The organism is Paenibacillus sp. N119s, from assembly GCF_059447605.1.
The window spans coordinates 1-8,206 of sequence record NZ_JCAJRU010000222.1 but is presented as its reverse complement, the minus strand read 5'-3'; the positions used below and the strand labels follow the sequence as shown (position 1 = coordinate 8,206).

9 protein-coding genes are annotated in these 8,206 nt (G+C 48.7%); 7 read left to right on the top strand and 2 right to left on the bottom strand.

Annotation, left to right across the window (positions count from 1 at the left end):
• The first annotated feature begins 84 nt into the window (after window positions 1–84).
• The 7 genes from AC5V8P_RS20585 to AC5V8P_RS20555 all read left to right on the top strand — a co-directional run bounded on the left by AC5V8P_RS20585 (window position 85) and on the right by AC5V8P_RS20555 (window position 7,026).
• On the top strand, window positions 85–1,134 hold the full coding sequence (locus AC5V8P_RS20585; RefSeq protein WP_063210272.1) for a leucine-rich repeat domain-containing protein: 1,050 nt from the start codon (window positions 85–87) through the stop codon (window positions 1,132–1,134).
• Window positions 1,135–1,181: 47 nt separating this feature from the next.
• Window positions 1,182–1,670, top strand: coding sequence for a hypothetical protein (locus AC5V8P_RS20580; protein WP_063210274.1), 489 nt, complete (start codon window positions 1,182–1,184; stop codon window positions 1,668–1,670).
• Window positions 1,671–1,786: 116 nt separating this feature from the next.
• Window positions 1,787–2,470, top strand: coding sequence for a hypothetical protein (locus AC5V8P_RS20575; RefSeq protein WP_063210277.1), 684 nt, complete (start codon window positions 1,787–1,789; stop codon window positions 2,468–2,470).
• A 365-nt stretch (window positions 2,471–2,835) separates the two neighbouring features.
• Complete coding sequence (locus tag AC5V8P_RS20570) at window positions 2,836–3,900, top strand: sulfate ABC transporter substrate-binding protein (RefSeq protein ID WP_063210279.1); 1,065 nt, start codon at window positions 2,836–2,838, stop codon at window positions 3,898–3,900.
• A gap of 79 nt (window positions 3,901–3,979) precedes the next feature.
• The gene (cysT, locus tag AC5V8P_RS20565) at window positions 3,980–4,813 is read left to right on the top strand and encodes a sulfate ABC transporter permease subunit CysT (protein ID WP_064797271.1); all 834 of its coding nucleotides are present in this window, start codon (window positions 3,980–3,982) and stop codon (window positions 4,811–4,813) included.
• A 40-nt stretch (window positions 4,814–4,853) separates the two neighbouring features.
• Entirely contained in the window at window positions 4,854–5,732 is an 879-nt protein-coding gene (gene cysW, locus AC5V8P_RS20560) for a sulfate ABC transporter permease subunit CysW (protein WP_063210283.1), read from the top strand.
• Window positions 5,733–5,895: 163 nt separating this feature from the next.
• Entirely contained in the window at window positions 5,896–7,026 is a 1,131-nt protein-coding gene (locus AC5V8P_RS20555; RefSeq protein ID WP_064797270.1) for an aminotransferase class V-fold PLP-dependent enzyme, read from the top strand.
• A 102-nt stretch (window positions 7,027–7,128) separates the two neighbouring features.
• On the opposite strand, the gene phnE is transcribed toward AC5V8P_RS20555, so the two are convergent.
• Entirely contained in the window at window positions 7,129–7,926 is a 798-nt protein-coding gene (gene phnE, locus AC5V8P_RS20550) for a phosphonate ABC transporter, permease protein PhnE (protein ID WP_064797269.1), read from the bottom strand.
• Window positions 7,923–8,206, bottom strand: a 284-nt coding sequence (locus tag AC5V8P_RS20545) for a PhnE/PtxC family ABC transporter permease (RefSeq protein WP_495473814.1), incomplete at its 5' end; no start/stop codon positions are given. The genes phnE and AC5V8P_RS20545, both read right to left, overlap by 4 nt.

Below are 8,206 nucleotides of genomic sequence, written 5' to 3'. Positions count from 1 at the left end.
AAAAATATGACAGCCAGACTCATAATAGATATGAGTTTGGTTTTTTTATTGTCAGGGCGCAGGCCAGTATAGGGGAGGAGAGACATGTTTCGATTATACAGCGATGTTCGCGACATAGCCTATGAAAGACTAATTGATTATGCTATGGAACGGGCAGACACGTTTATGCTGGGTGTACATAAATGGGCGACAGAAGATGAGGATGGGTTGACCAACAAGGAAGTCCTGTTCAAGGAGTTACTACATCGATTGGATCCTTTTTTGCTGTCCACTCACTCTTATGAGGAAATGAGGGGAAAGCATTCCATTGCCTACACACCCGGAACGTTTTACCAATACCGATGTACGCCCGAGGCCGGAGGGCTATTAAAGCAAGCGGCGTCCAGCCTGTTTTCCTGGGTGCATCCGAAATTACCAGAAGATTTATGTTTCCAGGATGCCGATGGAGAGGATTGGATCATTAACATCGCTCACGAACGAATCGGTAGACTGAATATGGATAAAGAAGCAGCAGATGAATTGGAGAAGCTTATCCCTGGTGTGTTTATTCACAAACCTGAACTTCATGGCAATATAGATATGTTTTTGAACGATGCTATTCGGCATCAACCGGATCGAATGGAGCTGATGCGGTTTGGGTTGACGGAGATACCGGAACGGATTAGAGAATTGCGTTCCTTGAAGCATTTGACCATCTTTGAACAGGATGTACGAACACTACCGTCTGTTTTGTTTGAATTGGAAGCCTTGGAGTCGCTGACGATCCAAGTAGCGGATTTGGAAGAGCTGCCTGCTGACATTGCCAAGCTGTCTGGCCTCAAAAGTTTAAGAGTCAGCTGTGGATGTTATGATCGTCCGGCACCGGGCCAAAAGGTGATCCCCAAGGAGGAACTGGCATTCCGAAATTTGCCTCCTGCCATCGGAGAGTTGCATCAGCTGGAGTGCCTGGATATCTCGTATAGCGGAATCCGTAGGCTGCCCCCTGAGATACAGAAGCTGAGAAATTTACGTTCCTTGGACATTGTGAACGGATTGATTGAATCGACACCTAATTTTGTATATGCCATGACCTGGGTGGATCGCTTTCTTATAGAAGATAAGCCGTTCCATCTGTGCAATCATGGTGACGACTGAATTCATATAGCGTAGCTTCCGTATATTTTTGTGAAGGAGGGATAGAAATGGTGGAAAAATGGGTTTGGATGGGCGTGGCGGGGGTGATCGTAGGTTATGTCACTTTGGCTAACTTTCCGACGAACACGTATACTACATCAACGGCGAGTGTAACGCACCCAGCAGCTCCGCTTAGCAAGCAAAATAAGCAAGGAGAAGCAGCGAAGCGTATCGTACATGACCAATTCATGCAATTTGGGGGACAAGGACAAACAGAATTTAGATTTGAAGAGGGACGCAAGCTATACATCAGCATCAAGAATACAGGAAAGCAACCCGTACAATACAAGCTCAACAGTTCGAATGGATCAGACCTACAAGGTACAACGAGCGGATTTTCCAGCCGAACGTTGCAGCCGGGAGAACGCCATGATCTGCTGTTTATTAAGCCAGAGGGGCAGAGCGGAGTAGCTTCCTTGAATGAGCTGATTTTAAAAGTGAGTACGGATGATGGATCACAAGGAAACGTTAAAACCTTCGCATATATCACACTGTAATCTCCTTCCAGAATGGGCACGACATGCGGTCATTAGTCTACTTATGTTACAATAGAACGGTTAAAGACTTAATGAACAGAATAGGTCAGAGTAGAAAGCAGAAAGGATGACCCGTTGTGCCCAAAAATCATGAATCCAATAATCACAAAATGTCACGGAGGCTGTCCCTTACAGCCATTTTACTTACACTTACATTTGTAGCTCTTACCGGCTGTGGCCAGGATAATAATGCTGGAACGAGTGATCCTGGGAGCAGTACAAGCATGATCGAGAACAAAGCTGGAGGCAATCAGAGCGATTCAAACCAAAGTGACAAAGCGGCTAAAGAGAGTGAGAGTGCAGAAAACAGCGGTACTGATGCGCAAAAGTCGGCTCCTTCCGTCCCGGCAACTTCATCGGAAGCAGCTTCTGCTCCTACAGCTCCGAGTGCATCTCAAAATCCATTTGAGGTAGCAGGTATTCAAGATCCTAAAGCGTTTTTGAACACATTCAAGGCGTTGCAGAAGGCGGTTGCCGACAATGACAAGGAGAAGGTAGCCAATTATATTTTGTACCCTCTGCGTGTCAATGATAGTGAAAAGTCGCTAACGATTCCGGACAAAAAAGATTTTATAGCCAAATATGATCAGATTTTTACAGATGCGATTCGTGAAGCACTAGTGAACCAAAAGACAGATGAATTGTTTGTTAATTATCAGGGAGTTATGGTGGGATCGGGTGAACTGTGGCTGAGAAGAGCTACGGATAATCCGAAGCAATTTGGAGTCTTTTCGATTAATCTTGAAACGGTAGCCAACTAAGTCGTAGTCCACGCGTGTACTTGCCCTCTAGGCGGTCGGAAACGTACAAAACGTTTCTGACTGCCCCCCCTTGTCGAATGCAAATTATAGACCATCCCATGCTAAAAAAAGATTTGACATCCCTCATAAACTCTCGTATTATATCCATATAACTCATTAAACAGGTAGGAATTAAAGTATTAAGTATAACCTTGCCATTCTGGCGGAGAACCTCTAGGAACAGCAGGCAGACACTGTACACGCGACAGGTTTGACCTATCAGAGCTGCATCAGGGAATTCTCCGCTCTTTTTTTTAAGTCTGTCTGTAAATAACAGGCGTAAATAAATGTGTATTTACAAATTACATAGAATGAGGGGTGTCTTGATGAAAAGGAAATACAAAATAGGGCTTATTCTCGGACTATCTTTGGTTTTAACGATGGTGCTAAGTGCTTGCGGAGCAAGCAAGGGAGGGACGCAGGGCGATGGTAGCTCTGTTTCCGGCTCCAAGGATGTAGAGTTGCTCAATGTTTCTTATGACCCGACCCGTGAGTTGTATGAGGCGTATAATAAAGCATTTGCCGCCCATTGGGAGAAGGAGAAAGGGCAGAAGGTTACCATCAAGCAATCCCACGGCGGATCTGGCAAGCAAAGCCGCTCTGTGCAGGACGGACTGGATGCAGACGTGGTTACACTGGCTCTGGGCTATGATATTGATGCGTTGCAGGAAAAAGGATTTGTTAAAGAAGGTTGGCAAAGTAAATATGAGCATAACAGTTCCCCGTACACATCAACCATCGTGTTCTTGGTACGTAAAGGGAACCCGAAGGGAATCAAGGATTGGGACGATTTGATCCGCGGTGATGTGCAGGTCATTACACCAAACCCTAAAACCTCGGGCGGAGCCCGCTGGAACTATCTTGCAGCCTGGGCCTATGCGCTCAAAAAGAACAATAACGATGAAGCCAAAGCACAGCAGTTTGTACAGGAGTTGTATAAGCATGTGCCGGTACTGGATAGCGGAGCACGTGGAGCGACGACGACTTTCGTAGAGCGTGGAATTGGCGATGTGCTGATCGCTTGGGAAAATGAAGCTTTACTCTCTGTAAAGGAGCTAGGTGCGGATAAATTCGATATCGTGTATCCGTCGATCAGTATTTTGGCTGAACCTCCGGTCGCGATAGTCGATAAAGTGGTAGATAAAAAAGGTACACGCGAGGTGGCGGACGCGTACTTAAAATATCTGTACAGTGAAGAAGGCCAAACCATTGCTGCCGAACATTATTATCGCCCAACACTGGAGAGTGTGAAAGCCAAGTTCAAGGATCGGTTCCCAAAGCTGGAGCTTGTAACCTTGAAGGATGTATTCGGGACTTGGAAAGAGACACAGCAAAAGCATTTTAGCGACAAGGGTATTTTTGACCAGATTTATGTACCCGGTAGTTCATAACATACGTGAATTCTAAAGGCGAGTGGATCGGTAGACGCGAGTGTCATAGTCAAAGGATGCAGAGAGGGATGGACAGAACATGAGTCAAATGCAAGCCACCCGAAAACGCGTACTTCCCGGGTTCGGGTTAACAATGGGTTATAGTGTGTTGTACCTCAGTCTGGTGGTGCTGGTGCCATTATCAGCACTGCTCCTGAATTCGACCGGACTGACATGGGAGAAATTTTGGGACGTTGCGACAGATGCCAGGGTGCTGGCTTCATACAAGGTGAGCTTTTTGTGTGCCGCGGCTGCGGCGCTGATCGATCTATTTCTCGGTTTATTGATCGCGTGGGTACTGGTACGTTATGAGTTTCCAGGGAAACGAGTTTTTGATGCGGTCATTGATCTGCCCTTTGCTTTGCCCACGGCAGTGGCAGGGGTTGCGTTGACCGCTCTATATGCACAGAACGGCTGGATCGGTTCATGGTTTGAACCGCTTGGGTGGAAATTGGCATACTCACAGACAGGGATTACGCTCGCGTTGATGTTTATTGGTATTCCGTTCGTCGTACGGACAGTTCAGCCGGTGTTGGAGGAGCTGGACAAGGATGAAGAGGAGGTAGCTGCTACGCTGGGAGCGGGCAGATGGCGTACCTTCCGCAGCGTTATTGTGCCGGAGCTGGTGCCGCCGCTGCTGACGGGATTTGCGCTCGCCTTTGCCCGCGGCATTGGCGAGTACGGCTCTGTCGTCTTCATCTCCGGCAATATGCCGATGAAGACCGAGATTGCTCCGCTGCTCATCATGTCCAAGCTGGAGCAAAATGACTATGCAGGGGCGACAGCGGTGGCGCTGATGCTGCTGGTCATTTCATTCGTACTGTTATTCGTGATTAACAGTATTCAGCGCTGGTCGCGGCGCCGTACTATCTAACTAATGTAGCATTAAACCCCGTGTTCAAGGAGGATACACCATGTCACAAGCGATAACTGGGCAGGAGCTTGCTTCTGCTGCGCCAATGCCTGCATCTGCACCGCCCAACAGGGTTACAACCGAAGCCCCTTGGGTGAAGTGGACGCTCATTGGCGCTGCTTTTTTAGCTTTGCTTTGGGTGTTGGTATTGCCGCTAATCGTCGTGCTTACCGAAGCACTCAAGCAGGGATGGAGCGTATACGTTGAAGCGCTACGGGACCCGGATGCCATGTCCGCATTGCGGTTGACGCTGCTGGTGGCAGCGATAACGGTTCCGCTCAATACGATATTTGGTGTAGCAGCCGCCTGGCTGATCACGAAATTTCATTTTCGCGGCAAAGGCTTGCTGGTCACCTTAATTGATTTACCTTTTGCGATCTCGCCGGTCGTCGGAGGACTGATGTATGTATTAGTGTTTGGCGCACAGGGCTGGCTTGGACCGTGGCTGGACGAGCATGATATTAAAATTATATTTGCTTTGCCAGGTATTATTTTGGCGACGCTGTTCATTACATTTCCTTTTGTAGCGCGCGAGCTTATTCCGCTGATGGAAGATCAGGGACAGCAGGAGGAGGAAGCGGCGGTTACGCTGGGTGCGCGCGGCTGGCGCATTTTCTGGCAAGTGACGCTGCCGAACATTAAGTGGGGCTTACTGTATGGCATTATTTTGTGTAATGCGAGAGCCATGGGGGAGTTCGGTGCAGTGTCCGTCGTTTCGGGGCATATTCGGGGAGAGACGAATACACTTCCGCTGCATGTGGAGATTTTGTATAACGAATATCAGTTCTCGGCATCCTTTGCGGTGGCCTCGTTACTGCTGTTACTTGCTCTGGCAACCCTGGTGCTTAAAAGCTGGTTTGGACGCAAACGCGTGCATTAATAGAGTTTGTGCGTATATGATCCAACAAGGCCTCTCTTTGTGTCTATCGTCTGTTAACGGCGAGAAGATGGGAAGGGAGGCCCTTGTTCTAAGGTGGCTTATATGGATAATAAAATGATCATATCAAGGCACGTTAGTATGCCCAGGAGGAGCGAAGGGAAATATGAAACATCCGTTTCAGTCCTATCGTCAGTTGTTTCCGGTGCTGTCCTCACATATCCATGTAGGGAGCTGTTCCCAGGGGGCGATATCGAGACCGGTTTCCGCTGCCATTGAGGAATACCATCGAAGCTTGCTGCAATACGGCCATAACGGCGACCTATCTATGGCACGTCTGGAGGAAGCTAGAGGACATTTTGCCAAGCTTATCGGGGCGGAGCCAGACGAAATTGCGGTGCTGTCCTCAGCCTCTGAGGCGATAGCCGGTGTGGCCACTGCTCTTCCTTATATACCGGGAAAAGAAGGTATTGTGTATGCAGATACCGACTTTCCGACGGTGGGGCACATCTGGCAGGCACAGGAGATGTTCCGCGATCATATTTGCTGCATCCCATCTACGGAGGGAGAAGTGACCGTAGAGCAGTATGAGGAACACGTTACGGAGAATACTGCGCTTATTATGGTGTCCCATGTGAATTATACCAACGGATTCCAGCAGGACCTCAAATCCATTGCCAATATAGCTCACCGTAATCAAGCGTTACTGTTCGTGGATGCTTATCAGTCAGCAGGTATAATTCCGGTAGATGTAAAGGCAATGGGGATAGATATTCTGGTCGCAGGAGCACGCAAATATTTACTGGGGATACCGGGAATGGCTTTTCTTTATATAAGCAAGGACCGAATTGACCGCTTCAAGCCCCGTCTTACGGGCTGGCTCGGACAGGAGCCCGCCTCACGGTTTGATATTGCTCATCCGGTTCCGGCGGTGGGAGCCCGCCGCTTTGAGACGGGATTACCCTCCTTCATTAGCATTTTTGCCGCCAATGCAGCCTTAAAGCTGCTGCTGGAGATTGAGGTCACGAATATTCAGTCCTATATGAATGAGCTGTTGAACTTTTCGGTTGAATATGGACGCAGCAGAGGGTTACAGATACGTATACCTGACGGAGGAGGCACATTACCAAGTCTGCTCGCTGTTAAAGTAGCCGACGTGTCGGCGGTGGAGAAGCGTTTGCGAAGCCGAAATATGATAGTATCAGCACGAAAGGATGTTATTCGTGTGGCTCCGCATTTTTACAATACGGCAGAGGAAGTCCGGCGGGTCATAGATGAGCTAGCTAGGAGTTGTTGAACAGCAAAAGCCTCTTCCGAGTGAATGGGAGCATAACATGTCCCTTTTACACTGGAGAGGCATTTGTTGATTTAGAGGCTTTTGTTGATATAAAGATTTTAATTATACGATCCGTTTACGCAGCCAACCAGATACCAGGTCCGTCAAAATGATCAGCACTACAATGCCGAGTAAAATGACGCCTACACGGTTCCAGTTGCGCATTTGGAGTGCAAACAGCAGCGGAGTACCAATCCCGCCTGCACCAACCAGCCCGAGCGTGGTTGCGGACCGGATATTAATTTCAAAACGATAGAGCGAATAGGAAAGAAACTGTGGAATCACCTGCGGCAGCACGGCGAAGAAAATGACCTGCCAACGGTTGGCCCCGCACGCAATCAAAGCTTCCTGCGGTCCGTGATCCACACTTTCAATCGTTTCTGAGAACAGCTTGGCCAGCATGCCGATCGAGTGAATACCAAGGGCAAGCACACCTGCAAACGAGCCGGGACCTACGGCTTTAATGAATAGAATAGCTACGATCATTTCGGGAAATACCCGGATCACACTTAGTACAAATTTCCCGCTGCCTGATAAGGGACGCAGACGGGTCATATTGCTTGATGCCCAAAAGGCAAATGGAAGGCAGACAAATGCGGACACGAAGGTCCCGAGCACTGAAATGACCAGTGTATCCAGCAGCCCACGCAGCAAATCCTCTCCCTCTGGGATGAAGACGAACGACCAATCAGGGTGAAGAAATCCGTCCAATATCGCGACAGAAACACTTTTGGCTGTCCCCTGTAATCCTTCGAACTGCATCCCGCGAAAAGCCCAAATGTAAATGATAATTAGCAGAATAGCTGCCGCCCATAAGCGTAGGCGGGGGCCAATGGGTCTGCGAAGCGTAGGATCATTCATAATAATTTCCTCCGTAGCAGGTTACTGCCGTAATCAATCGCAAGCACGATGACGAGGGTCAGTAGAATAATAATGCTTGCCCGGTCATATCGGAACAGTCCAAGGGAACGGTCAAGCAGCAGACCGATGCCGCCAGCCCCGACCAGCCCCAGCACAGAAGCTGCGCGCACATTAACCTCAAAGGTGTACAGTAAGTACGACACAAAATAAGGAAGTGCCTGCGGCACCACACCGAAGGCGATAACTTGAATGCGGCTTGCACCAACCGCAGTCATAGCCT

Coding starts and splice junctions, on each gene's coding strand:
- AC5V8P_RS20585 (WP_063210272.1), top strand. CDS start 85: ATGTTTCGATTATACAGCGATGTTCGCGACATAGCCTATGAAAGACTA.
- AC5V8P_RS20580 (WP_063210274.1), top strand. CDS start 1,182: ATGGTGGAAAAATGGGTTTGGATGGGCGTGGCGGGGGTGATCGTAGGT.
- AC5V8P_RS20570 (WP_063210279.1), top strand. CDS start 2,836: ATGAAAAGGAAATACAAAATAGGGCTTATTCTCGGACTATCTTTGGTT.
- cysT (WP_064797271.1), top strand. CDS start 3,980: ATGAGTCAAATGCAAGCCACCCGAAAACGCGTACTTCCCGGGTTCGGG.
- cysW (WP_063210283.1), top strand. CDS start 4,854: ATGTCACAAGCGATAACTGGGCAGGAGCTTGCTTCTGCTGCGCCAATG.
- AC5V8P_RS20555 (WP_064797270.1), top strand. CDS start 5,896: ATGAAACATCCGTTTCAGTCCTATCGTCAGTTGTTTCCGGTGCTGTCC.
- phnE (WP_064797269.1), bottom strand. CDS start 7,926: ATGAATGATCCTACGCTTCGCAGACCCATTGGCCCCCGCCTACGCTTA.